This window comes from Pedobacter nototheniae (assembly GCF_032678625.1).
GTDB lineage: Bacteria > Bacteroidota > Bacteroidia > Sphingobacteriales > Sphingobacteriaceae > Pedobacter > Pedobacter nototheniae_A.
In genome coordinates this window covers 24,031-47,588 of sequence record NZ_JAVTSO010000008.1, presented here as the reverse complement: position 1 = coordinate 47,588, position 23,558 = coordinate 24,031, and the positions used below count along the sequence as shown (strand labels likewise).

The following is a 23,558-nucleotide window of genomic DNA, read 5'->3' as shown; positions in this document are numbered from 1 at the left end:
TTTAGGTGATAATTTTACTTCTTCTCTCCAACAGTACCGTATCCCGCCAAGCTCCATTCTGCTTGCCGATCCTTTCCCTTGTTCCAAGTATCCTAAATCCAGCTTTCTCATGGATACGAAGACTGGCCATGTTTTCGGGAAAAATTCCTGCCTGTAATGTCCAGATTCCTTCGGCTTCGCTCAAGGCAATAAGACGATCTAACAGTGAAAGACCGATGCCCATTCCGGAAAATGTAGGGTCGATATACACGCTAACTTCCGCAACTCCTGCATACACGCAACGTGAAGATACAGGCGTTAGCGCCGCCCAACCAGCAACATTTCCGCTTTCTTCAGCCACAATTCTGCACGAAGAAAGATGCGAACTATCCCACTCCTCCCATGATGGCGCCGAGGTCTGAAAGGTAGCATTACCTGTAGCAATGCCCTTTTCGTAGATCAACCTTACTGCCTCCCAATCGGAAGCCACTAAACTTCGTATTTCCATAATTGAGAATTAGCAGCAACCACCGCCAGGAGTACAACTGCTTGCTGCACCCGCAAGATTGACCATTCCTTTTTTGGGAGCATCTTCCACACCACATGCTTCTTTTGCAAGGCAGGCAGTCTGTTTTGCAAGAAGCAGAAAGTTTGTACCATCAAAGCCAAGGTCATACTTTCCGATAGTGTTCGACTGGTATTCAACTTCAATTTCCAAGTCCTCCATGCCCAATACCTTTTCCGAAAGGGAAATGATCCCTAAAAGTTTCCCAGCTTTCAAACGGTGCTCATAATCATCGGCATCCCACAACTGAAAGTTCGCCACTTTCTCATGGCGCACCTTGCCGCCACAGTCAATAAAATCCTTTGTAACGATCCCCACTTCGGTAACATGGAAATGTTCAGGTACGGCACTGCCATCTTCCAACTGGAAATTCACACTTTCCGCGCTTGCTAAAATTTCTTTTATTTCTGATAATTTCATAGTTTATATATTTAAAGTATTATTGCAATTTAACGATTGATACGAGCAAAAAAAGTTTAACAGCAGGTTGTCTCACCTTTGTAAGAACCTAGAAAAGCTCCAAGCTGGTCTTCCAGAAGCTTCCACGTTTTAGGGTTGATACAGTAGCAGACACTGACACCCTCTATAGTGCCCTGTATGATCCCGACATTTTTCAGTTCCTTCAGGTGCTGCGAAATGGTCGCCTGAGCCAGTCCAAGTTCACCTACCAGATCACCACAGATACAGGTGTTAGAAATGATAATTCTTTGGAGGATTGCGATACGTGCTGGATGCGCAATGGCTTTCAACAATGTTGAAAGTCGGTTCTGTTCATCTGTGAATATTTCACTTTTTGTAAGTCCCATAATTTTATATTGCAATATTACGATATATAAGTAGCATACACAAATTATTTGCAAAAATCAACCACTAACATACCCATGTCACTGACTGTCAATTGGATAATTTCAACCTTAAAAATAATTATCTTTATTCTAAAAATAGAACAGACTACCATATCCCATGCGACATCATATGGAACATTTTTCCCATAATTATATAAATCTTCGTGGAAATTGTGTAAATTTAATCAAACATAGTAAAGCTATCTTTGTGTTAGACATAAAGGACATCAGCCATAATCTTTAAAAAATGAAGATCCGCCCATCCGTTAGAGCAAAAGCCATATTTCTCACATTCGTTTTTCTTTTGAATACCATGGTGGGCTTTGCCTGTTCGCTCGGGATAGGCATGGGTTTCAATAAGGGACATCATGACCTGGGACATTCCACTGTCCAAATAGCTGAACATTCCCATCCGCCAGGTACAAAAAAGCACGGCCATTCACATGCTAAAGCTGAACAGCACGACCATCCGGCAAAAGAGAAAACTGCAACCAAAGACAACTGCTGCAAGGACGAAGTTGCGAAATTTGTCGATGCAGATAAACAGCTCAATAAAGCTATCGACATAAAACTTCCCTTGCTTTTCCCAGTTGCCATTGTTCCTGCTTTTTTACAGTTCGTCAGCATTGCAACTGGCATACATTCACCGAATAACAGCTATTTTGTAAGGCACCACCATCCACCCATCCCCGATATCCGTATTGCGGTACAAAGCTTTCAGATCTGATTTTTTAACCATTTTTTATTTTGATGCAGCTTCGCTGATATCAACATGATAATCTATGTACATTAAAAATCAAGGAAATGAAAAAAATACTAATATTGGTTGTCGCAATGGCTTCAACCCTAGTGCAAACAGGTTTTGCACAGAACGATCATAATACCCACCATCAAGCACCAACTGTCATTGCTTCCTACTACGGATTAAAGGATGCCTTAGTCAGCGGCGATGCATCAACTGCTTCGGCAAAATCGGCTGAACTTACAAAGGCTATCGAAAGTTCGGATAGCAAGACAATCGGCGATAAGGACAAATCCGACCTTCTAAAACACGTTGCTATGATTTCTGGCGATAAGGACATTAATTCCCAAAGAGCGCATTTTGCTCCACTTTCAAGCAGTATCATTACGCTGTCCAAATCTGCCAAGCTTTCGGACGCACCAATCTATGTCCAGTACTGTCCGATGAAAAAGAGCAGCTGGATCAGCAGTGAAAAGGCCATAAAAAATCCCTTCTATGGGTCCTCGATGCTGACCTGCGGAAAAGTAACAGAGACCATAAACTAACTTAAAGGCTGCACCCTTGGCAAAACATCCCAAGGGTGGTTGCCCACATCCACAAAAAAATCAACAATGAAAAATATCATATTTGGTATGGCCATGGCCAGCCTTTTGTTTGCTGCATGCAATACTACTACAAAAACGACCGACAAAAAAGTATCTGATACCACTAAAAGTACGCTCGCGTCTAGTCCGGCAAAGAAAGATGCAACTGCAAACCTCATCAGCGATTACCTAAAGCTGAAGAATGCCCTTGTACAAGATAACGATGGGCAGGCAGCCCTAGCAGGCAGGAGCCTTGTCGTTTCCATTGGTAAGATCGACACCTTATCCCTTGCTGCGGCACAGGCAAAGGTATTTGCAGATATCAGTGCGGATGCCAGGGAACATGCCGAGCATATCGGAGCCAATGCAGGGAACATCAGCCACCAGAGAGAACATTTTGAAACCCTCAGTGGAGAAATATATGACCTGTTGAAAACTGGAAACTCTACTGGAAAAAAACTCTATTATGCCAATTGCCCTATGTACAACAAGGGTAAAGGAGGTAATTGGATCAGTGAGACCAAGGAAATTCACAATCCCTATTATGGGAAGGCCATGCAGGACTGCGGCAGCCTAAAGGAAGAGCTCAACTAAAATGAAAAACAGCAGTAAGGTGTTCATCGGGATTGCAGCATTAATTATCGGGTTGCAGTTTATCCAACCGTCCCGCAATGACCAGGGCGATCCTTTGCATGGGGATTTTCAAAGGGAGTTCAACGTCCCACAACAAACTGGACAGATCCTTAGTAGATCCTGCTTTGACTGCCACAGCAATAGGACCAGCTACCCATGGTATACCATGCTGCAACCGATAGGTTGGTGGATGGGATCGCATGTCAATAAAGGGAAGGTGGAACTTAATTTTGATGAATTTAGCACCTACAGCCTGCGAAGAAAACAGAGTAAGCTAAAGTCCATTGCAAACCGTATCGGGGATCAGAGCATGCCACTTCCTTCTTACACCCTGGTCCATCGCAGTGCAAAGCTTTCGGACAGGGAACAAAAAATACTGACGGACTGGGTCGATGGCACATTGGACAGTCTCAATCAAAACAAAAGATAATGAAAAAATTAATCCTATTTATAATGGCAATCTGTACCTTTCAGGTTGCCCTTGCCCAGCACTCGGGACATAAAACTGTAAGTGCCAGTCCAAAAGCTGAGATCTACACCTGCCCAATGCATCCTGAAATTAGTAAGGCCGGACCGGGCAAATGTCCCAAATGCGGTATGGCCCTGGTCAAAAAGAAACCTGTAGCAGTTAAAAATATAGCTCTGGCAAAAAAGCCTAGCACTCCCCAAAAGATGCAAATAATGGCTATGCCAAATGCAGACCAGAACAATAATCAGGCTACAAAAACAGAATCTTATACCTGTCCCATGCACCCTGAAGTCCATCAGACTGGACCTGGAAACTGTCCTAAATGTGGCATGAAACTGGTGAAGGAGAAACCAAAGGCAGATGCAATGGTTAATGTCGGAATGCAAATGCCCCAGAAAACCAAAGATGAGAAAATGGCTGGAATGGGCGGCATGGACATGGGAGGTGGTGATATGGTCATGGCAAACATCAAAAAGGCAAAGGCGAACCTTGGCCCAATTAAAACAATTGCCGACGGTTCAAAGCCCAGAACAGTTCGCTATGATCTTTACATTGCCGATACAACCGTAACATTCGGGAAGAAAACAAAACGGGCAATTGCAGTAAACGGACAGATACCAATGCCAACCTTAACCTTTACCGAAGGTGATACGGCATTGATCTACGTACACAATAACCTGGATGAGGAGACAGCTTTGCACTGGCATGGCCTGTTTTTGCCGAACCAAATGGATGGAGTTCCTTTCCTTACACAAATGCCTATTAAGCCCCATTCAACCTATATCTACAAATTTCCCATCGTTCAGAATGGAACACACTGGTATCACAGCCATAGCGGATTGCAGGAGCAGATTGGTATGTATGGCGCATTCATTATGAACAAAAGGAAAGAATGGGATATTCCAACCCTTCCGGTAGTATTGAGTGAATGGACGGATATGAAACCAGAAGAGGTACAGAGAAGCTTAAAGAATGCCAATGATTGGTTTGCCATTAAAAAAGGAACGACCCAAAGTTATGCCGAGGCAATCAGGACAGGACACTTCAAAACCAAAATCAATAACGAGTGGAAGCGCATGAATGCTATGGATGTTAGTGATGTCTATTATGATGCCTTTCTAATCAACGGCAAGAACCAAAATGTTCAGCCCCAGTTTAAAGCAGGCGACCAAGTAAGGCTTCGTATAGCCAATGGTGGCGCATCCGATTATTTCTGGCTAACCTATGCCGGTGGTAAGATCACCGTAGTGGCTACAGATGGAAATGATGTAGAGCCCGTAGAGGTAGACAGGTTGATCATTGCCGTATCCGAAACGTATGATGTGGTAGTAACTATTCCAGAAAATAAGAGCTACGAATTTTTGGTAACGCCCGAAGACCGCACCAAATCGGCATCATTGTGGCTGGGCGAGGGAGAAAAAGTTCCGGCCCAGAAGCTACCTAAGTTGAAGTACTTTGCCGGAATGAAAATGATGAATGATATGATGGACATGAGTGGCAACATGATCGAAATGGAAGGTATGAAAATGCAAAACCAGGTCATGGATATGAATACCGTCATGTACCCAGAGGTGACGGGAGAAGAGAAGCCAAAAAAAGAGAATAAAAAAGCAGCCATGGCAGGTATGCAAATGCCGAACGATAAAAGTATGGCAGGGATGAATATGGCCGCTGATAACCCGGATATCGTTACTTTAAACTATGGAATGCTCCGTGATCCGAAGAAAACAACTTTACCTAAAGGACCGTGGAAAGAGCTGAAGTTTGACCTTACCGGGAATATGAACCGTTATGTATGGTCTTTGGATAACAAAACGGTTTCTGAAAGCGATAAAATCCTCATTAAAAAAGGTGAAAATGTAAGGATTATCCTATTTAACAATAGTATGATGCGCCATCCAATGCACCTTCACGGTCATGATTTTAGGGTAGTTAACGAACAGGGTGAAAATGCACCTATGAAAAACGTTATCGACATTATGCCGATGGAAAGGGACACCATTGAATTTGCTGCTACGGAACCCGGAGGTGATTGGTTTTTCCATTGCCATATTCTTTACCACATGATGAGCGGTATGGGCAGGGTATTCAGCTATGAAAATTCGCCACCTAACCCCGAAATCCCAAATCCTAAATTAGCACAGCGCAAATTGTTCAGTGATGACCGGGAATTTCATCCCATGGCAAGGGTTGGAATAGAAACCAATGGTAGTGACGGTGAAATTATGCTGGCCAATACCCGCTATCGTTTCACAACTGAGTGGAGAATTGGCTTTGATAAAGAAATGGGCTATGAAAGTGAAAGCCACTTTGGAAGGTATATCGGGCGAAATCAATGGCTATTACCTTACGTGGGTTGGGACTTTAGAAAAAGGACTATTGATCCATTGGATAAAAATATTTTTGGACAATCCCTATCACCAGGTAACAACCTTTTCGGACAGAGCAATTCTAAAAACTTTAGGCAGGTATTTCATTTAGGGGTACAATATACTTTGCCAATGTTAATTATCGCAGATGCTTCTGTGGATCACAAAGGGAACGTCAGATTTCAGTTGATGCGGGAAGATGTACCAATCTCCAAAAGATTACGCTTTCAGTTTATGGTCAATACAGATAAGGAGTATATGGCCGGATTTAGATATATCGTTACCAAATATTTTGGCCTATCTACCCACTATGATAGTGACATGGGCTATGGTGCCGGACTAACCTTAAACTATTAACTTATTAAAATCATCACGTTATGAAGCATATTTATAAAATAACCGGAATGACCTGTCAGGGTTGTAGAACAAAGGTTGAAAACGCATTGAACGGGATTGGTGGTGTTTCTGCAAAGGTTACCTTGGAAACTGCGGAAGCAACAATCACAATGGATAAGCACATTCCAATCGAAAAATTGCAAGAAACTCTTTCCGCTGCTGGAAATTACACGATCCAAATGTCAGGATCGCATAAGATTACCGAGGATAAACAAATGCATAATCACGGGCATCAGGAGTATTCTAATTCTGTCCATCATCGCCATGATAATGCTCCATTAAAGGCTCATGAAAATGAAACTAGCGGAGTATACTATTGCCCCATGCATTGTGAAGGGGATAAAACCTATGATAAACCAGGTCATTGCCCAGTTTGCGGGATGGATCTACTAAAGCAACCTGAATTAAAACAAAGAACACAATTTACCTGTCCTATGCATCCCGAGATCATTAGAGATCAGCCTGGTGCATGCCCTATATGTGGAATGGATTTGGTGCCGCTGGGTGTTAATTTGGAAGAGGAAGATAAAACCTACGTGACCTTGTTACGTAAATTTAGGATTGCCACCATTTTTACCGTTCCCATTTTTTTAATCGCAATGTCAGAAATGATACCCGGTAATCCGATCTTTAAGTTAATGGAACTGAAATATTGGAACTGGGTTCAATTCGTCTTTTCTATGCCGGTGGTTTTTTATGCAACATGGGTGTTCTTTGAGCGTGCATGGCAATCGATGGTCACCTGGAAGTTAAATATGTTTACATTAATTGGAATTGGTGCGGGGGTCGCTTGGCTATTTAGCCTTGTGGCCCTGCTTTTTCCCGATATTTTTCCAGACCAGTTCAAGACCCATGATGGTACCGTCTATGTTTATTTTGAAGCGGCAACCGTGATCTTGACTTTGGTCTTGCTCGGCCAGCTTTTAGAAGCTCGTGCGCATGGCAAGACCAATAGCGCCATTAAAGAATTATTGAAATTGGCACCAAATACAGCCACAAGGATTGTAGGGGACAAAGAGACAATTGTTTCCATAGATGACATCCAAAAGGGAGACCTGCTCAGGGTAAAGCCCGGTGAAAAAATACCTGTCGATGGCAGTATCAAAACAGGAGAAGCCGTCATAGACGAATCCATGATCTCTGGAGAACCTATTCCGGTCGAGAAAAAGGTTGGGGACAAAATCAGTTCAGGAACCATCAATGGCAACAAGACCTTTGTCATGCTTGCCGAAAAGGTAGGCTCGGAAACCCTGCTTTCCCAGATCATTGAAATGGTTAATTCCGCTAGTCGTTCAAAAGCACCTATCCAAAAAATGGCCGATAGGATTTCGGGATATTTTGTGCCTGTGGTGGTATTGATTGCCATAGTAACGTTCATCGTATGGGCAATCTATGGGCCTGAACCTTCTTATGTATACGCCTTTGTAAATGCCATTGCCGTATTGATCATTGCCTGTCCATGCGCACTGGGTCTCGCTACGCCAATGTCTATAATGGTTGGTGTTGGTAAAGGCGCCCAGTCTGGCATATTGATCAAGAATGCGGAATCCCTTGAAAAAATGAACGCCATTGATGTAGTGATCATTGACAAAACAGGGACGGTTACCGAAGGAAAACCTTCAGTTGAAAGCGTTGTTAGTGTAAATCCGGATTTTGATGAAAAGGAAGTCCTTGAAAGAATAGTGTCGCTAAATAGTAGCAGTGAACATCCTTTAGCGCAGGCAACATTACGTTACGGAGAAGAAAACAAAGTAAAGGCTCAACCAATTTCAAATTTTGAAGCGGTAACCGGCAAAGGTGTAACTGGCACATTGAAGGAGGAAAAACTTGCTTTGGGTAATCAGAAATTAATGGAACACGTTAAGGCTAAAATTGATCCCGAATTGCAAGAGCAGGTCAAAGCTGCCCAAAAACAAGGCAAGACGGTCTCTTATTTAGCCGTTGGAAATAAAGCTGTTGGTTTTGTGGTAATCTCTGATAAAATCAAAGCATCCAGTGCAACCGCTATCAAAAAACTTCAGGATGAAGGCTTGGAGGTAATTATGTTTACTGGCGACAATGAGGATACTGCAAGGGCAGTTAGCGGAACCTTGAATTTAGATGGCTTCAAAGCTGGGATGCTGCCAGAGGATAAATTGAACGAAATCAAAAAACTACAGGCCCAAGGAAAAAAGGTAGCTATGGCTGGCGATGGCATTAATGATGCCCCAGCATTGTCGCAGGCAGATATTGGTATCGCTATGGGGACAGGAACCGATGTTGCTATTGAAAGTGCTGCAATTACCCTTGTAAAGGGAGATTTGAATGGGATTGCAAAAGCACGATTGTTAAGCCACAAAGTAATGGGTAATATTAAGGGAAATCTCTATTTCGCCCTTGGATATAATGTATTGGGGATACCTGTGGCCGCTGGACTTCTATATCCATTTTTTGGAATTTTACTATCACCAATGATAGCTGCACTTGCCATGAGTCTTAGTTCTGTTTCTGTCATTCTGAATTCCCTACGCCTGAGAACTGCAAAGCTGGATCAATAAGCCATGACATCACTTTTAAGCACATGCTTTTGTTTTGGATCCAGTTCACCTGCTTTTGTCATAATTACAATGAGCCATCAATAATTTGATAGAAATGGAAACTTATCAATCTGAAATTACGTTATTTGTATTATGAAGCCGATCGCTTATTTTCTGGCAGCTTGTCTATTGTTCCTTTCTTCCCTTCAGGGAAATGGAAGCGTTACGCAATCGACTTCGATTGCAGCTTGCTGTAAGGGAGTTTCCTGTAATCATGGGAAACACACACAGCAGGATAAGGGTTGCGATAGCAAGGCTTGCAATAGAATGGCCTCCTGTGGCCGTTGCGGTTTCGTCGTTACAGAACAATTGTTATTACTGGATCAGATTGACTTAGCTACGGACAAACCTATTCTATTCTCGACTATCGGTATCGTCACAGGCTATCCGCAGATTGGCTGGCATCCTCCAAAAGTTTAATAATAACTTCAGTACATCTACCTGTAGGTAAATATTATTAATCATTTAAAATCAAGATCATGAAAAAATTTCTTTTCATCACCATGGTGATGCTATCGTCTATATCCTCTATTTCTTATGCCAACACCCCTTGCTGTAACAGCAAGATGAACAGTTGTACAAAATGTTCAAAGACCTGTGGCAAGCCAAATTGCCTGGATACCTGTAGCAAGGCCTGTAAGGCATCAGGAGAATGCAAAAAGACCTGTAAATAGGAACAGGAAGCCGGGATTTAAAATTCCCGGCTTCTTTTATTTTGTCTATTATTCCATCATCATAAAAAACAAGCTTCCAAGGATACGCTGTTAATTAAAAACATGCATATTAAACACATGCAAAAGTTTCATAACGGCCGCAGCACCAAGTACAATCCACATGATCCAAAAGAATACCTTTTTTATCATATAGGCTGTTGAACGCTTTCTTTTGGCTTTCTGCTTCAATGATCTGATAGTTTTTTTATGCACAGCTTCGCGTGATCAGATCTTTTTCTTTTGAATCCTTATTGCATTCAGTATCGCAAGGAATGCAACCCCCACATCGGCAATAACTGCTTCCCATAAATTGGCAACGCCAAAAGCTCCCAATGATAGCACTGCCACTTTCACCGCCATGGCTAGGATAATATTTTGCCAAACAATATTGCGTGTTAATTTTCCAATTTTCAATGCAGATACAATCTTTAAAATCTGGTCGTTCTGGATCACAATATCAGCGGTTTCGATTGCCGCATCACTGCCCAGCCCGCCCATTGCAATACCTGCATCAGCAAGGGCAATAACTGGAGCATCATTGACCCCATCCCCAACAAATGCAATATGTCTTCCTTCCTTAATTAGTGCCTCTACTTTTTCAACTTTACCTTCTGGTAATAAATCTCCAAATGCTTTATCGATACCCAGTTTTTTCGCTACGTAATCAACCACTGCCTGTTTGTCTCCAGAAAGCATAACTGTTCTTATATTTAATGAATGCATCTGTTTAATTGCTTCGGCAGCATCTTCCTTGATTTCATCAGCAATGGTGATATAACCAGCGTATTTTTTGTCTACAGCAACGACAACAATCGTTTCTACAATCTCTTCTGTTTCCTTTGGGTAATCGATCTTGTATTTCTTTAAAAGCTTCAGGTTTCCGGCCAATACATCCTTGCCATCTACTTTGCCCTTTAACCCATGCCCTGATATCTCTTCCACACCCGTAGCCTTTTCACCATCTGCTGCTTTTCCTGCATATTCAATAATTGCCTGCCCTACCGGGTGGGTGGAATTCTTTTCCAGTACCGCCACCAATTTCACTAATTGTTTTTCTGTAAACCCAACTGGGACTACCTTTTGCACCTTGAATACACCTTTGGTCAATGTTCCTGTCTTATCCATCACGATGGTATTGATCTTTGTCATTACATCTAGAAAGTTTCCTCCTTTGAACAGGATTCCATTTTTAGAGGCCAGTCCAATCCCACCAAAATATCCAAGCGGAATAGAGACCACCAGCGCACACGGGCAACTGATCACCAAGAAAACCAAAGCGCGGTACAGCCAGTCATTGAATACATAGTTCTCTACCACTAAATAGGGAACAAGTGCCAGCGCCAATGCCAAAAAGAATACAATAGGCGTGTAGATCTTCGCAAATTTTGAAATAAAAAGCTGGGTCTGGGATTTACGGGAAGAAGCATCCTGTACCAGCTCCAGTATTTTGCTGAGTTTACTGTCCTTGAATAATGCCGTTACCTTAACTTCTGAAACGGTGTTCAGATTGATCATTCCTGCAAGAACAGCTTCACCCTTGTATTTGCTATCGGGCCGACTTTCACCCGTTAGTGCCGCAGTATTGAAAGAACCCTTATCCGATAAAAGTTCACCATCAAGCGCCACCTTTTCCCCAGCCTTGACCTGTATCGTTTCTTCAAGTTCAACCTCAGCAGAGGGGATAACCTGTGCTTTTCCATCCCTGATTACCGTTACCTCGTCTGGCCTAATATCCAAAAGCGCTTTGATACTTGCCGTTGCCCTGTCCACCGCAGAATCCTGGAACCATTCTCCAATGGAATAAAATACCATAACCGCTACGCCCTCCGAATATTCGCCGATATAGAAAGCTCCCAAAGTGGCAACGCTCATCAGCACGAACTCATTAAAGAAATCGCCCCTGATTGCTTTTCTGAATGCAAGCTTGAGCACGCCCCAACCAGCTAATATGAATGCCGCACTATTTACGCCAAGGGAAACCCATTTGGAAAGCTTGATACCAAAACCGTAATCTGCAACCAGCACACAGACCAATATAAAAAGCCCTATCAACAACCCCAGATGCTGTTTCCATTGCGGCTGGCTGGGGTCTGCATGCCCGTGGTCATGCCCCTCCTCTTCCTCTTCATTAGAATGTTCGGCTTTCGCTTTTTTTGGCGAAGCTTTTGAATCCCTTACTGGATGTACTGTTTTTGGCTTTTTTTTATCGTCGTTATCGCAACAATCTTTCATAATAATATTTTTAATGTTTACCCTTCAGAATCCATGAACCAATTTTCTGCCTGCTCGATCGCTTTTTTTATTGCCGATTTCTGATCTGACTTGGTTTCAGCTGGCATCGCATTTAAAATTTCCAATGCCTTTTCCTTAACGGCAGGCCTAAGATCTTTCAATTGTAGTTCGATATTTTCAAATTGACTATTCATATTTTTTATTTATAACAAATCTAGGCCCAGTTCGATTGCAATCGTATTGCAAACTTCAAATTCCACAGTCTCTGCAGATTCCCCTGACCATCAATTGGGTTTCCAAAGATTGATATCCTTCGGGCAAGCTGATTTCTGGAATAATAGTTTTTGGCAAACAATGGGTCTGCTTACATACCGTACAATAAAAATGTAAATGAAGATCGTGATGTCCCTCTACGTCGCATCCAGCTGAACAAAGTGCAAATTTTGTTATTCCACTTCCATCTTCAATACGATGAACTATTCCGTTTTCTTCAAAAGTCCTAATCGTTCGATAAAGTGTTACCCTATCGGTACGAACCATTTTCAGTTCCATATCGGTCAGGCTCTGGGCTGAAGATTGGCCAAGCAAAAAATCCAGGACTACCAAGCGCATAGCGGTTGGATTGATTTGTTTATCAATAAGTCGTTGCTCAAGCTCTTTCATTTTACTCTTCCTCCGCTCCACCAGCACCTTTAGATTCCAGATAAAATGCACCCTTAGTTACCACTTTTGTATTTTTCGGCAATTCTTCCAAAGGCGTAACCTGAATATAGCCAAGTTCTGAAACGCCGGCTTTCACTTCAGCTTTCACAAAACGGAATGTACCCGTCTTTGAATCCTTATTATCGTCGGAAACAATGAAAATATACTGTTTGCCTCCCGAGCGGACAATAGCCTCAACGGGTAACGATGGCGTCATCTGGCTGCCCGTACTGATCAATGCCGTTACGTACATCCCTGGTATAAGGTTCTTTTTGGTCGCATTATCGATTACCGCATGAACGATTACACCTTTGGTCTCGTTCTGGAAAGATTTGTTGATCCCGTTGATCTTTCCGGTTATTACCTGATTGCCCTGGTTGGTCAATTGGAAGCTTACTTTTTGTCCAATTTTTACCGCCATCAAATCTTTTTCGAAAACAGTAAGGTCGCAGTGTATCTTTGAATTATCGACCACTTCCATAATCGAGGTTCCAGGTTGAACGAATGCACCTGTATTTGCTGTAATCTGTCCAACCGTACCATTGATTGGTGAAATCACAGGAAACTGTGAAATGATCTTTCCCTTTGCAATACTGGATGGAGAAACGCCAAGTTGGCTGAGCTGGCTTTCATAGGCCATGAGCTTAGATTTTTCTGCATTATAGGTAGCCTCTGCTGACTGAAAAGACTTTCCTGTTCCTGCACCAGCATCCTTTAACTGTTTTTGGCGCTCATATTCTGCCTGCACATAGGTAAAACTATTTTTGCTAGATAGATAATCTTGTTGGATCTTGATCAAATCCTGATTGTTTATTGTTGCCAAAACCTGCCCCTTTCTTACCTGTTGTCCTTCCAGCACGTTTATACGTGTAATGATGCCTCCAGAAAGGATACTAACGTCAGCCTTGTTCTGCGGCGGTACCTCTAACTGGCCATTGGCCTTTACAACGGCATCCAAGTTCCGGTCTTCGATGCTGCCAATTTCTATTCCCACGGTTTTCATCTGGGCGGTAGTGAGTTCAAGCCCTCCTTCGGCTGGATTTGCTTCTTCTGTAGGGGATTCAGTTTTTGTTTCGCTTGACTTGTCGCCAGAACAGCCCAGCATCAGGCCTAAGCTTAACAGGGTAGATAGTGCTATATATTTAAATTTGAACGTATGCATGATTAATTTCCTTTTAGATATTGTAATTGGATTGCAGATTGATTGAGCTGGCTTAACGCTTCGAGATAGGCCAGTTTGGTTTGGACAGAACCAGAGATGTGCTGTATGTATTCCACATAACCGATCTCTCCAAGATTGAACGATACCTGTGCGATCCTAGACTGTTCATCCGCAAGCTTGATCCCAGAATTAGTATAATAATCGACAAGCTTTTTAAATGTCAGATAATGTTGCTGTTCCTGCTCATAGGCGAGTTCAACTTGAGATTTTTGGCTCTCATAATTTGATCTGGCCACCTCTATGGCTATCTTTTCTGCCCTTACCCTAGAGCGGCCAGCACCATTGAAGATTGGAACTGCAACACCGATCTGAAAACCTGCTATGCGAGTTCCTGGGGAATAGGTTCTGGAAATGCCTGCGGGATTGAAACCAGAAATAATGAGCTGTTGGCTGTAGCCGAGTGAAAAGTCGGGGAGCGATTTGGATTTTTCTACTGCTAACCTCGCATCCGCAACTTCTATGTTCTGCAGCTCGACCAGGGCCTGCGCATTTGACGAAAGGTCGGTATTTTCTTTTTCATTAATTGGTTGCATGGTAAGACCGCTTTCGGCTATCTTCAAAGGTTCAGAAATATTCAACAACTGTTTTAGGACTGCTTCGCTATTGCTGAGTTCTGCTTCCGCATTTGCTTTCAATGCCTGCACTTCCTGGAACTTGGTCGTGGCACTGATCAGCTCAAGTTTAGAAGTTTCGCCCGTTTTCCACCTTATCTCGGCCTTTTTAACGAAACTGCTATAGACGCTATCCTGGTAATTTAGCACACGAAGGGTTTCTCTGTTCAACAGATAGCTATACCAGGCAATGCGAACATTACGGATAATCTCGGTCTGAACGGATCCGCTGTTTCTTTCCGCTAATATCGTTTGCTGGTTCAGCAGCTTTTTATTGTTTTTATATAGACCGGGCCAGGCAATATTCTGGGTAATCCCAAAGGAATTATCCATGTTACCTCCACTTGTTGGATCTTGGGTCAAAAGCAGTTCGGTTTTGGGAATATCGACACCAGATTTCTGAAGCGCCTTGGCCTGTTCTATCGAGAGTCTTGAAGTGCGGATTTGTAGGTTATTTTTCAAAGCCTTTGCAATGGCACTGTCCAGTGTAAGCTTAGTTTGTTGTGCATTTGCATTAGCTGACTGGGCAAAAATCAAAGCACCAATCAATAAAATAACTGCAATCGGTTTTGGAACTTTCACTTTGATCGTTTCCTTTCTGTTAAATAAAAGATATAGACATGGCAGTACAAAAAGTGTGAGCAGGGTTGCGGTTATCAGTCCACCGATCACAACCGTGGCCAGTGGTTTTTGCACTTCTGCACCAGCACTGGATGACAATGCCATGGGCAAAAACCCTAATGATGCCACACAGGCTGTCATCAGTACAGGCCGTAGCCTTGTTTTTGTTCCTTCCATTACCCTTTGGTAAATGTCGCTCATCCCCTCGTCCCTTAGCTGGTTAAAGTAACCGATCAGTACAATCCCATTCAGTACCGCAACTCCAAAAAGTGCAATGAAACCAACACCGGCAGAAATACTAAAAGGCATTCCCCTAAGAAGCAGTGCAGCAATGCCACCCATTGAAGCAAGTGGAACAGCAGTGAATATCAAAAGGCTATCCTTTACCGATCTAAAGGTTACATAAAGTAGTAATAGGATTAAAATTAGGGCAGCTGGTACGGCTATGGATAATCTTTCTTTGGCCGCTTGCAGGTTTTGAAATTGCCCACCGTAAGTGGTATAGTAACCACTGGGCAGCTTAAGCTCTTTATCCAATTTTGCCTGTATTTCTTTTACCGTAGTTTCGATATCACGACCTTTTACATTAAAGCCAACGTATATTCTCCTATTACCGCCTTCACGGGAAACCTGTGCTGGTGCATCCTTAAATTCAACAGTAGCCACTTGGTTTAAAGGTACTTTGTTTCCAGATGGCAACGGAATCAACAGGTTTTCTACGCCCGATATATTTTCCCTCAGATCACGATTTAATCTTACCACCATATCGAAACGCTTTTCGCCTTCAAAAACCACCCCTGCCACATTGCCGGCGAAGGCTGTTTTTAGAATGATGTTCACATCTTGGATATTTAGTCCATATTGAGCCATTGCATCCCTGTTATAGGTAACCTGGATTTGTGGCAATCCATTTACCTTTTCAATATAGGGCTCGTTTACCCCTGCAACTGGAGCGATCAGTTTTGCAATTTTGTTGGCTTGCAGGGCAAGAATATCAAGGTCGCTGCCATAGATCTTAATGGCCACATCCTGCCTGATACCTGTCATCAGCTCATTAAAGCGCATCTGCATGGGCTGGGATATTTCTACGCTTATTCCTGGAATAATGGCAAGTTCTTCTTCCATCTTTTCCATGAGCTCTTCCCTTGTTCTGGCTGAAGTCCACTCATCTTTTGGCTTCATGGAGAGCATCATGTCACCTTTTTCCATTGGCATTGGATCGGTTGGGATTTCAGAACTCCCGATACGGGTAACTGCCTGCTTGATTTCCGGGAATTTATCTTTAAGCAATTTTTCTGCCTTTCCAAAGATCTTTACCACTTCGGAAAGTGAGGTTCCCTGCATCATCGAGATTTCTACGGTAAGGTCACCTTCTTCCAGCGTCGGGATAAACTCTCCACCCATATTGGAAAATGCCCATATCGCAAGGGCAAAAACTGCAATTACAATGGCAACCGTTATTTTTTTGATTTTCAGAATTCTAATAAGTGCGCTTTGATAAATTCTTTGCAGGAACTCAATCAGCCTATCGGAAATATTTCTTTTGGGCGCAGTGTTCTTGCTCAAAAAGAGCGCACTCGCCATTGGCACATAGGTTAGCGAAAGAATAAATGCCCCGAGTATGGCAAAGGCCACTGTCTGTGCCATTGGTTTAAACATCTTTCCCTCTATGCCGATCAATGACAATAAGGGAAGATACACGATCAGGATAATGATCTGTCCGAATGCGGCAGATTTCATCAGTTTGCTGGCACTGTCCCTTACCTCAACATCCATCTGTGCAGAAGTAAGTTTCAATATGCCTTCCTTTCGGTATCGTCCTGTGGTAATGTGATGCACCACGCTTTCCACAATGATTACCGCACCATCAACGATCAGCCCAAAGTCAATTGCTCCCAAGCTCATCAGGTTTCCGGAAATACCGAACAGCTGCATCATGGAAAATGCAAAAAGCATCGCCAAAGGAATAACCGAGGCTACCACAAGTCCTGCTCGCCAGTTTCCTAGCAGCAGCACCAGTACGAAGACTACGATCAGTGCACCTTCAAGCAAATTCTGTTTAACCGTTCCAATTGCCCTGCCCACCAGTTCTGTCCGGTCAATGAAGGGTTCGATTACCACGCCCTCGGGCAATGATTTCTGTACCTGTGCCATCCTGTCCTTTACGTTCTGGATAACCTCGCTAAAATTCTCTCCCTTTAACATGAGGGTCACACCAGCTACAACTTCTCCTTCTCCGTTCCGTGTTACAGCACCATACCTAGTGGCACTTCCAAATTGTACGATAGCAACGTCACGAACCAATATTGGCGAACCATTGCGGTTTTTGACTACTATTTTTCTGATGTCGTCCAAGTTCTGAACCTGTCCTAGGCCACGGATAAAATAGGCATTCTGTTGCTGCTCTATATAGGAGCCACCAGTATTTTCGTTGTTTTTTTCAAGGGCTTCATAAACTTCTGGAATGGTAAGGCCCAGCGAGTTCAGCTTATCGTTATCCAGGGCAATTTCATATTGCTTTACATAGCCGCCCCATCCACTCACCTCGGCAACCCCAACGGTTCCGGCAAGCTGTGTCCGCACCAGCCAATCCTGCAGGGTACGCAGGTCGGTCGCTGTATATTTTTCTTCGTAGCCTTTCTTGGCATGTATCACATATTGGTAGATTTCGCCAAGTCCCGTTGTGATCGGTGCAAGCATAGGTTCGCCCAATCCCTTTGGGATTGAATTTTCAGCTTCCTTTAGCTGTGCATTTACCTGTGATCTTGCCCAATAGATATCGATGTTGTCATGGAATACAATGGTGATCACAGATATCCCAGACCGAGAGATGGAACGTTTTTCTACGATCCCCGAGATATTGGCCATTGCCAGTTCTATTGGCGCAGTGATAAACTGTTCAATTTCCTGTGCGCCAAGACTGGGGGCTTGGGTTATAATTTGAACCTGATTGTTCGTAATGTCGGGCTGGGCATCAATGGGTAGGTGGTAGGCAGAATATATCCCGACAAGGATAAGCGCCAGGGTAGCCAGCCCTATCGTTATTTTGTTCTTTATGGAGAACGATATGATTTTATCAAACATGAAATATGAAATTTAATACGTACAGAATTACCGTCCAATCAATTGGCGGCAAAAATTTAGAAATGTAAACGTATTAAGAGATTTGCGGAGGTTGGTAAATGTCTAGCGGTTGCTCTGCAATTGCTGGCATTTGATATTCGCTGTAGGGAATTTCAATATGGTAAACTATAACCTTATCAGCTTTGGACTGAATGAAATCCCGTGAAACCGAACAGCAGGAACAGGTGCAGAAGGGTGGGCATGTTTCCTGTCCATAATGTTCAACACCTTTTGGTGTTTTTTGGATGGATGACTTACTCACCTTGCCATCTGCAAAATCCTCCTTATCCTGGCAAGGCAGAAGGGTTAACATGGTCATGTAAAGACAGAATATGATGGCTAGGTATTTCATCCAGTACAAATGTAGAAAATAATTTAACAAGCAGAAATTTAAACAGTTATTCAAGTCTCATCATTTGACAAAGATGTCTGACTTTTGGTTGAGTAACTGACCGGCGATTTGCCAATTAATTAAATATCAAATATTTATAAGTGTTTTGATCAAATGCAATATTCTCTACTAAGATGAAATAGAAAATAAATTATACCCATAACCGTTCCTCCTAAATGTTAATTGTTTAATGAACACCAGAATAAGAGAACTAGATTACAACCGAAATGAGGAAATTTTAAAGCAAATCCTCAAAACAAATGTGGAACTAATTGAAAAGATAAATGTAATGAGCAGAGAACTTGTGCAATTCAAAGAAATTTCCAGACTTATAACCGAAATTCACAAACTTCATTTTCAAAAGATGAACTAGAAAGAAATAATAATTTGAGAGATAAATTCCTTACGGAAATCATACTAGGTATCCCAAGAAGGAAGAAAAAAATCTGTGATTAAAAAAAACATTACCTTATACTTATTGATTTTATTTTTAAAAATATTTTAACATTAAAATAATCACTATATTGTATTAAAAAAAATGTTCTTTCAAAACTAGTCATATCATATCAAAATAACTGGTGCCCAATTTGGTGCCCACATTGAAATAATGATTATATAATTTTCACAACTTGCTCATTTTGTACCAATTGGATTAATAAGTCATTATCCCAGCGGGATCACGAAATGCCTCAATGTAAATTGAGGCATTTTTCGTTTAAAAAAAACAAAATCTACCTGCTTTTCGGTAATAACATCGACTAAAAGAAGAAGAAAATCTATACAAGAAATAAAAATTATACTCTTGTATAAGTAAGGGTTTCAATTCTTGTTCTAAAATAACTTTTGCTGCCTGCTTTTCGCTCGAAATTTGTAGTACCACAAATTTCTTTAATAATTTGCTTAGCTACATCAGGTGTATTGGCCGGATGAAAATTGATCAATAGATTATTTTGCCTGTCGTAAATATCCAATCGGTTAATGGAAGTTGCATTGAACTCCATTTTATGAATCGTAGCCAGGTTGATGATTACTGCTGCCTTGCCTTTTCTTTTAACAATCATTTCCCTGGAATTGATGTCTAATTCTATTTTTTGATGCAACAGTTGCAGGAGCAAAAAAAACGGACCAAGCACCAGTACGGCAACAATTAAACCTGCAGCTTTAGGACTTCCAATACGATTAACCTGATTTGCCATACCAATTATACCACCAAGCACATAGTAAAACAGCGCAAATACTATAATTAAATAAGCAACAGCAAACATAAGCGCTATTTGTTTATTGTGCTGCTTAAACTTAAATGTTTTCATCTTCGTAATGCAAGAATTTACTGAATATTTAATTGCTTGTTGAAGCTACAGTTAATTATTTTTAATTATTCTGCTGATTTAAATTCGCCCAGTTTCAATTACAATTCGCTGATGAAGAATCAATATCTGCGTATTCAGCCCGTAGCGCCTGAGCATTAATTTATAGCAGAAAATCGTGCAGTTGTGTGCACGATTTTCTGAAAATAAAATTACACCATCAAAGAAATCATTTATTCTTTGGTAAAGAGCAGTTCTTTGCCACTTTGTTTAAGTACAACCTGTTTTTTATCTTTGATAAATTCCATTACGATTCCAAATTTTTCAAACTGAAAAACGTTTGGGGCAGTTGCGTCTAAAACAATCGCTGCCTGGCCCGTAGCCTGGGCCAATAATTTATCGTTATTTTTAGTTATAATGATTTTTACCGGCATTTGTGCACTTGCGTAGGTACCTAAAAACTGATCTAATTCTGCTGCTTTTAAAACGATTGACTTAAAGGTTGGCATTTCAAATGTCTGGTTAAAATAACTACTCAATGCACCTTGCAGCACCTGATCAATGGAGTATATCATTCCATTGGAAATTAATGCTACTGAAAGTTTTTCTTTTGGAAAATACCATAAAACAGACTGAAATTTATCAATTCCTCCCGTATGGCCATAACCAGTATTACCAGCATACGTAAATTCAAACATACCCAAGCCAAATTTTTCATTCATGGTTTTCATTAACGTTAACGAATGGTTTGTGATGATTTTACCCGCAAAAAGCTGTTCAATAAAAATAGTTAAATCCCTTGGCGTAGATACGATTGCACCTGCGCCCATGGGTACCGATAAATCTGTTTCATCTTCTTTAATCCACTTATCATCAAAGGCATAAGAAAAAGATTCATTTTTATCGGAATTGGTTTTTCCGCCCGAATGCGTATTCATTAAACTCAAAGGGTTAATAATTTTTGCATCTAAGATTTTTGCATAAGGTTTGCTATAAATTTTCTCTAAAATATAGCTTAAAAGCACATAATTAGAATTGCTGTATTGTGCTTTGCTATTGGGCTCAAAATCACTTTTTCCTTTAGCAATAATCTCAACCATTTCTTTTTCTGATTTAGGCTCGGTGTGGTAATCTAAATACAATTTGTCACTTGTAAAATTATGAATGCCGCTCCTGTGGTTCAGCAAATTTTCAATGGTAATTTTGTTCGCATTTTCAATCTGCGGAAAATAAGGGTCAAGTGTTTGTTTCAACTGAATTTTATTTTCTTCAACAGCTTTTAACACCAATACAGCTGTAAACATTTTAGAAACGGAACCAATTCTATATTGGGTTTTGGGATCGGCTTTTTTAGAAAGATCTACATCAGAATAACCAATGGCATTACTATATAAAAGTTTACCATCTTTTGAAATGGCAATGCTTCCCATAAACTTATCGTTTTCTTTTAAAACGGTAAATAAGCTATCCAAACGTTGTTTATTAAGCGTTTGAGAGAAGCAAGTTGCCGCAAATACAGTCATCAGACTGAATACTATAATTTTTCTAATCATGATTTATTTTTTGTTGATATTGTTTTTGAATTTTAACAGGAATGTAATCAGCATGAAAAACAGTACAATAGAAAGTAACATAACCGGAATAAACCAGTTGCCTAATTGCTCTGTTACTCCGCTTTGGCTGGTTTGGTTAGAACTACCTAAAACCAAAAATGTGGAATCCTTGTAGAACAAACCTACTTCGGCCGGATGGATAATTTTAGCAAAGATTAAGAATACAAAACCAAACAACAGCAAATACAAAATAAAGAAAATCAGATACGAAATACCATTGGTAAGGTTTAGCATTAATGCTTTAAAAATATGAATCGGATTGAAGGTCGTTGTAGCCTGTTCTAATTTTTTATCGGCAACCAAAGGTTTTAAAACTTCTTCAGGTGTACCAAGCTTTTCTAAAATATCCAGTAAGGCATCAATTTCATTGGAATGGCCATTTTGCTGAATTGCTTCGAAAATATGGCTGTTAAATTCCATATAAATATCGTCCTGGTTTTCTTTTGAAAGAGAAGCGGTTGCTTTTTTAACGCGCCTCATGTAATCTGTATATACTCTTTTGGAGGCTTCTTGATTAAACTTTATGTTTTCTATTTTCATTTGATTATTTTTTGGATGGCGCTTTCTAAATTTTTCCAATACGAATTCATTTGAAGCAGGGTTTCTGTTCCGTTTTTTGTTAAACAATAATATTTTCTCGGAATGCCGGTTTCCTGCTCTACCCATTTAGAGTTTACTAAATTTTCGGTCTTCAACCTGTTCATTAGCGGATATAAGGTGCCTTCAGCAATTTCTATTTCGGCATGTTTTCTAATCTGCTCGATAAGCTCATAACCGTAATATTCATTTTCTTTTAGAATGTTTAGGATAATAAAAGTCAGGGTTCCCTTTTTTAACTGCGATTTCCAATTTGCTATAAAGGTTTCGTTCATACAGCAAACATATAATAAAATACATAGCTATACAATGTACTTTGCTATAAATATAATAATATAGATATAACTTACTTATTATCAGTAAATTAATTTTAACAGGAAGAATAATGGAGATAAAACAGAAGTGCCGAACCCAAATTTAAATATACTTTGGTTGCAAATCCTGCTTCTTTTAGATACTTGCAAAGCCAAGGCATTTTGGATGCCTGCCTTAGCGTTACAAGCAAATTATGAGGCATTAAGCGATGTTTTGTAAATACCGGAGTACTTCTTCTTTTTTACGGCTGGATACCGGGATTTTTTCATCATTCTGCATTTGCAAAAAGCCTTCCCGGTAATATTTTTTTACGCATTGAAAATTGATCAGATAAGATTGATGGCACCTTAAAAAGCCTAAAAGCGTTAACATGGCTTCGTATTCTTTTAAACCTTTTGACACCAGAATTTCGCGCTTGTTTTTTAAGTAAAAGGTTGTGTATCCTTTATCACTTTTACAATACATAATATCCTCCACATCAACAATTTCAATATATTCAAAACTTTTTAATGCAATGCGTTTAGTACCACCAATACCTTGCGAAAGGTAATGATTTCGGGCAACCTCAAGTTGCTGATGGTCAAAATGTTCTTGTTCTCGTTGCCGGTAACACCTATCCAGCACTTCAGCAAGTGCGGTCTCATCTATTGGTTTAAGCAAATATCCAAATGCACCCATATTAAGTGCCTGTATAGCATATTGATCATAAGCGGTAAGAAAAATAACCTGAAAATCTTCCATTCCCATATCATTAAAAAGGGCAAAACTGTCGCCATCTTTAAGGCGGATATCTGCTAAAATAATTTCAGGTTTTAACAACGGTATTTCAGCGGCGGCTTTGGCAACTTCTCCTGAGTAACCAACAACGCTAAAATGATTCAACTTCTGCACAATTTGTAAAATGTGCTGCATGATGTGGATTTCGTCTTCGAGTATATACAGCTTCATATTGC

Annotated in this window: 20 protein-coding genes; 6 read left to right on the top strand and 14 right to left on the bottom strand. The window is 41.0% G+C overall.

Annotation, left to right across the window (positions count from 1 at the left end; genetic code table 11):
* Position 1 precedes the first annotated feature (1 nt).
* From R2Q77_RS19055 to R2Q77_RS19045, 3 genes are read right to left on the bottom strand one after another with little or no spacing between them, the layout of a single operon-like run.
* Positions 2-487 carry an N-acetyltransferase family protein gene (locus tag R2Q77_RS19055; RefSeq protein ID WP_316786664.1) on the bottom strand — a complete coding sequence of 162 codons (486 nt, stop codon included), beginning with the start codon at positions 485-487 and terminating at the stop codon, positions 2-4.
* A gap of 9 nt (positions 488-496) precedes the next feature.
* A complete protein-coding gene (locus R2Q77_RS19050; RefSeq protein ID WP_316805300.1) occupies positions 497-964 on the bottom strand; it encodes a DUF6428 family protein in 468 nt (155 codons plus the stop codon).
* A 56-nt stretch (positions 965-1,020) separates the two neighbouring features.
* The gene (locus tag R2Q77_RS19045; RefSeq protein WP_316786660.1) at positions 1,021-1,350 is read right to left on the bottom strand and encodes a metalloregulator ArsR/SmtB family transcription factor; all 330 of its coding nucleotides are present in this window, start codon (positions 1,348-1,350) and stop codon (positions 1,021-1,023) included.
* A gap of 286 nt (positions 1,351-1,636) precedes the next feature.
* Between R2Q77_RS19045 and R2Q77_RS19040 the strand changes: the two genes are divergently transcribed.
* The 6 genes from R2Q77_RS19040 to R2Q77_RS19015 all read left to right on the top strand — a co-directional run bounded on the left by R2Q77_RS19040 (position 1,637) and on the right by R2Q77_RS19015 (position 9,119).
* A complete protein-coding gene (locus tag R2Q77_RS19040; RefSeq protein WP_316786659.1) occupies positions 1,637-2,116 on the top strand; it encodes an HYC_CC_PP family protein in 480 nt (159 codons plus the stop codon).
* A 77-nt stretch (positions 2,117-2,193) separates the two neighbouring features.
* Complete coding sequence (locus R2Q77_RS19035) at positions 2,194-2,676, top strand: DUF3347 domain-containing protein (protein WP_316805299.1); 483 nt, start codon at positions 2,194-2,196, stop codon at positions 2,674-2,676.
* A 66-nt stretch (positions 2,677-2,742) separates the two neighbouring features.
* Complete coding sequence (locus tag R2Q77_RS19030; protein ID WP_316786657.1) at positions 2,743-3,309, top strand: DUF3347 domain-containing protein; 567 nt, start codon at positions 2,743-2,745, stop codon at positions 3,307-3,309.
* 1 nt (position 3,310) lies between these two features.
* A complete protein-coding gene (locus R2Q77_RS19025) occupies positions 3,311-3,778 on the top strand; it encodes a heme-binding domain-containing protein (protein WP_316786656.1) in 468 nt (155 codons plus the stop codon).
* Between the two features lie 23 nt (positions 3,779-3,801).
* Entirely contained in the window at positions 3,802-6,543 is a 2,742-nt protein-coding gene (locus tag R2Q77_RS19020) for a multicopper oxidase domain-containing protein (RefSeq protein ID WP_410479312.1), read from the top strand.
* A 20-nt stretch (positions 6,544-6,563) separates the two neighbouring features.
* A complete protein-coding gene (locus tag R2Q77_RS19015) occupies positions 6,564-9,119 on the top strand; it encodes a heavy metal translocating P-type ATPase (protein ID WP_316786653.1) in 2,556 nt (851 codons plus the stop codon).
* A 977-nt stretch (positions 9,120-10,096) separates the two neighbouring features.
* Here the strand turns inward: R2Q77_RS19015 and R2Q77_RS19010 are convergent.
* The 11 genes from R2Q77_RS19010 to R2Q77_RS18960 form a co-directional block, all read right to left on the bottom strand.
* Positions 10,097-12,103, bottom strand: coding sequence for a heavy metal translocating P-type ATPase (locus R2Q77_RS19010; RefSeq protein ID WP_316805297.1), 2,007 nt, complete (start codon positions 12,101-12,103; stop codon positions 10,097-10,099).
* Between the two features lie 17 nt (positions 12,104-12,120).
* Positions 12,121-12,297, bottom strand: a complete 177-nt coding sequence (locus R2Q77_RS19005; RefSeq protein ID WP_316805296.1) for a hypothetical protein — start codon at positions 12,295-12,297, stop codon at positions 12,121-12,123.
* A 55-nt stretch (positions 12,298-12,352) separates the two neighbouring features.
* Positions 12,353-12,766: a Fur family transcriptional regulator gene (locus tag R2Q77_RS19000; RefSeq protein ID WP_316805295.1), complete on the bottom strand. Its 414-nt coding sequence runs from the start codon at positions 12,764-12,766 to the stop codon at positions 12,353-12,355.
* A gap of 1 nt (position 12,767) precedes the next feature.
* Positions 12,768-13,808 (bottom strand): efflux RND transporter periplasmic adaptor subunit, encoded by a 1,041-nt coding sequence (locus R2Q77_RS18995; RefSeq protein WP_316805294.1) that lies wholly within the window; start codon positions 13,806-13,808, stop codon positions 12,768-12,770.
* Positions 13,809-13,969: 161 nt separating this feature from the next.
* Positions 13,970-18,343, bottom strand: coding sequence for a CusA/CzcA family heavy metal efflux RND transporter (locus R2Q77_RS18990; protein WP_316805293.1), 4,374 nt, complete (start codon positions 18,341-18,343; stop codon positions 13,970-13,972).
* 73 nt (positions 18,344-18,416) lie between these two features.
* On the bottom strand, positions 18,417-18,734 hold the full coding sequence (locus tag R2Q77_RS18985) for a DUF6660 family protein (protein ID WP_316805292.1): 318 nt from the start codon (positions 18,732-18,734) through the stop codon (positions 18,417-18,419).
* An 833-nt stretch (positions 18,735-19,567) separates the two neighbouring features.
* Complete coding sequence (locus R2Q77_RS18980; RefSeq protein WP_316805291.1) at positions 19,568-20,083, bottom strand: hypothetical protein; 516 nt, start codon at positions 20,081-20,083, stop codon at positions 19,568-19,570.
* Positions 20,084-20,313: 230 nt separating this feature from the next.
* Positions 20,314-21,633, bottom strand: a complete 1,320-nt coding sequence (locus tag R2Q77_RS18975) for a serine hydrolase domain-containing protein (protein ID WP_316805290.1) — start codon at positions 21,631-21,633, stop codon at positions 20,314-20,316.
* Between the two features lie 3 nt (positions 21,634-21,636).
* Entirely contained in the window at positions 21,637-22,233 is a 597-nt protein-coding gene (locus tag R2Q77_RS18970) for an HAAS signaling domain-containing protein (RefSeq protein WP_316805289.1), read from the bottom strand.
* Entirely contained in the window at positions 22,230-22,565 is a 336-nt protein-coding gene (locus R2Q77_RS18965) for a PadR family transcriptional regulator (RefSeq protein ID WP_316805288.1), read from the bottom strand. Before R2Q77_RS18965 ends, R2Q77_RS18970 begins: the two co-directional genes overlap by 4 nt.
* A 241-nt stretch (positions 22,566-22,806) precedes the next feature.
* Positions 22,807-23,553, bottom strand: a complete 747-nt coding sequence (locus tag R2Q77_RS18960) for a LytTR family DNA-binding domain-containing protein (RefSeq protein WP_316805287.1) — start codon at positions 23,551-23,553, stop codon at positions 22,807-22,809.
* Between the last annotated feature and the right edge of the window lie 5 nt (positions 23,554-23,558).